Annotated in this window: 3 protein-coding genes; 1 reads left to right on the forward strand and 2 read right to left on the reverse strand. The window is 31.7% G+C overall.

Annotated elements, in window-relative coordinates:
- Positions 1–14 precede the first annotated feature (14 nt).
- Together GMC_RS0105785 and GMC_RS0105795 are read right to left on the reverse strand one after the other, a co-directional pair.
- The gene (locus GMC_RS0105785; RefSeq protein ID WP_010521246.1) at positions 15–617 is read right to left on the reverse strand and encodes a class I SAM-dependent methyltransferase; all 603 of its coding nucleotides are present in this window, start codon (positions 615–617) and stop codon (positions 15–17) included.
- A gap of 249 nt (positions 618–866) precedes the next feature.
- The gene (locus GMC_RS0105795; protein WP_010521248.1) at positions 867–1,868 is read right to left on the reverse strand and encodes an NAD(P)/FAD-dependent oxidoreductase; all 1,002 of its coding nucleotides are present in this window, start codon (positions 1,866–1,868) and stop codon (positions 867–869) included.
- 92 nt (positions 1,869–1,960) lie between these two features.
- On the opposite strand from GMC_RS0105795, the gene GMC_RS0105800 reads away from it, so the two are divergent.
- A complete protein-coding gene (locus GMC_RS0105800) occupies positions 1,961–2,338 on the forward strand; it encodes a Fur family transcriptional regulator (protein WP_010521249.1) in 378 nt (125 codons plus the stop codon).
- The last annotated feature ends 201 nt before the right edge of the window (positions 2,339–2,539 follow it).

Raw genomic sequence — 2,539 nt, forward strand, 5'->3', positions numbered from 1 at the left:
TTGTGGGCAGTGTTTTATTCTTTCTTACATTTAATCAAATACATTGGCTGATTTTCGTCCACTTCTGTGATTTCAAAAAGTCCGTATTTCTCAAATTCTATTTTGACCGATTCATTGTCGTAATAAAATATTTTTGCTCCTTTATGAATTTCGTAACGGTCTTTACTTATTAATTCACCTTGTCCATATTGTGGTGCATTTATTGTTATAGCAGTAAAAACCATAAATCCATTTTCAGTCAGTTGGTTGTAGCAGTTTTGGATTAACTTCTTTCTACCTTCACTATTTAATAAGTGAATAAGTCCATAGCAGAAAATTCCGTCATACTTTTTGTTATCAAAAGGCATTTCAGTTACCGAACCGTGAAAAATATTCATATCACTACCGTAATGTTTTCTTGCGAGTTCAATAGCTGTTTTTGAAATTTCAATTCCGCTAACATTTATACCACTTTCGATAAATGGTTGTGCATTCCGTCCATATCCAATTCCTGGAATTAAAATGTTCTTTATAGTATTTTCTACAAAGAAATTCTTTGTGAATTTAGCAGATTGTGAAGGGTTCATTCCCCACAATTCTTGCTTATCATTAAAAGCTGTTTCCCAAAATTCTGTCATATTTATACACAAATTTTATCTTTAAATAATTCACATTTAATTCCTTTACTTTTAAGATATTGAATTATTGATTTTCGGTCAATTGCTTTTCCTTCAATTCTTAAAATGGAATGACCACAAGGATATGGTTTGTTAAAATCCTCCAAGTCGAAATTGATTTTTAGAGTTGGAAAACTTTTCTCTAAGAGTTTCAGTATTTCTTGTGAGAGACACACTGATTTTACATTAGTTATAAATACTTCAACCATATTAAAAGCTCTCTTGTGTAAGTTCATTATTAATAACTGCCCCTGAAATGTTACCACTAGAAACTGCTATGGCAACAGAACGCATCATTGTACTGTTGTCACCACAAGCAAAAATTCCTTCTTCTGTGGTTTTTTGCATAAAATTTACTTTAACGTGTCCGTTTTCTGTAAGTTCACAACTTAACTCTTTGGGGATATTTGAGTTTTGTTCAAAAGGAACAGAAGCGTAGGCACATTCAAAATTCTCTGTACATCCATCTTTGAACACGATTTTTTCTAATTGTCCATTTTGATGTTCTATTTCAGAAATTTCTTTTTCCACAATTTTTATATTGTACCGTTTTAATTTTTCGAGTTGATTTTCTTCAAAGTCTTTTGTTCCTGAAGTGATTATCGTTATTTCTTTTGTTAAATTATTTACTAAAGAAGCAAGGTGAAAAGCTCTTTCTCCATTCGCAATGATAGCTGTTTTCTTGTTTCTTATTTCATAACCGTGACAATATGGGCAATGAACGACAGATATTCCCCAACATTGAGAAAAACCATTTATATTTGGCATTAGGTCTTTAATTCCTGTAGCAATAACTAATTTTTTTGCTGTAAAAACATCACCTTTTGAAGTAGTGATTTCAAATCCGCTTTTACTTCTTTTTCCACTAATTGCAAGTCCATTATAAAACTTGACACTGTTGTATTTTGTTACTTGATTTTTGGCAATTTCAGATATTTCTTTTGGAGTACTTCCATCTTGAGTTAGAAAGTTATGGGAATGTGGTGTTTGCTTATTGCAAGGTTTACCGGCATCTATTATTAATGTATTTCTCAATGAACGTCCTAATGCCATTGCTGATGAAAGTCCAGCATAACTTCCACCTATTATGATTACTTCAAATTTTTTTTTCTCCATTTTGTTATTGTATTGGGCAAAGAGTGATAAAGGTTGTTGTATTGTAAGTACTAAACCTGATACTCCAAAAAGTTTTATGATTTCTCTTCTTGTCATTATTACAAACAATTTAGTGCGATATAGTCGCAATAGTGTTTTTGGCAAATATACAATCTCTTTGTATTATTGCAACAAATTCGCAATAATATATGAATCGAAGAAATACACCAACAAAAGAAGCTGTTTTAAATTTACTTTCAAATTCAAAAAAAGCATTGAGTCAGGATGCTATTGAAAAACAATTGGATATTAAAATAAACAGAGCTACTATATACAGAGTCTTGAATAGATTTTGTGAGGATGATTTAGTGCATAAAATTATTGCAGAAGACGGGAAACAGTACTTTGCCATATGTAAAAAATGTGAGAATCAACCAGAAATTATTCAGCATCATTTTCATTTTCGTTGTTTGACGTGTGACTCGATTGAGTGTTTACAAGTACCTGTTGTGTATAACGTTCCTAGTGGTTATGAAGTCCAAAACGCAAATTGTGTTCTAACTGGGCTTTGTAATGAATGTTCGTAGTTTTTTTGCATTGCCCACAACGTCTCAGTATATGAAAAGTAGCGCTGAAAAAAGGCGATAACTTTTCGGGTTATACTCAAGCCGAATTTCCAAATATACCCAAACCTTTGTATTAGCAATGACTTGCGCTATTTTTTATATACATTGTTGAACTAACCCTCCTTACCAGTCGTGAGCTTTTTACTACCTTGAAAGGTAAAA

Source organism: Aquimarina agarivorans (assembly GCF_000218485.1).
Classification (GTDB): domain Bacteria; phylum Bacteroidota; class Bacteroidia; order Flavobacteriales; family Flavobacteriaceae; genus Aquimarina; species Aquimarina agarivorans.

Coding starts and splice junctions, on each gene's coding strand:
- GMC_RS0105785 (WP_010521246.1), bottom strand. CDS start 617: ATGACAGAATTTTGGGAAACAGCTTTTAATGATAAGCAAGAATTGTGG.
- GMC_RS0105800 (WP_010521249.1), top strand. CDS start 1,961: ATGAATCGAAGAAATACACCAACAAAAGAAGCTGTTTTAAATTTACTT.
- GMC_RS0105795 (WP_010521248.1), bottom strand. CDS start 1,868: ATGACAAGAAGAGAAATCATAAAACTTTTTGGAGTATCAGGTTTAGTA.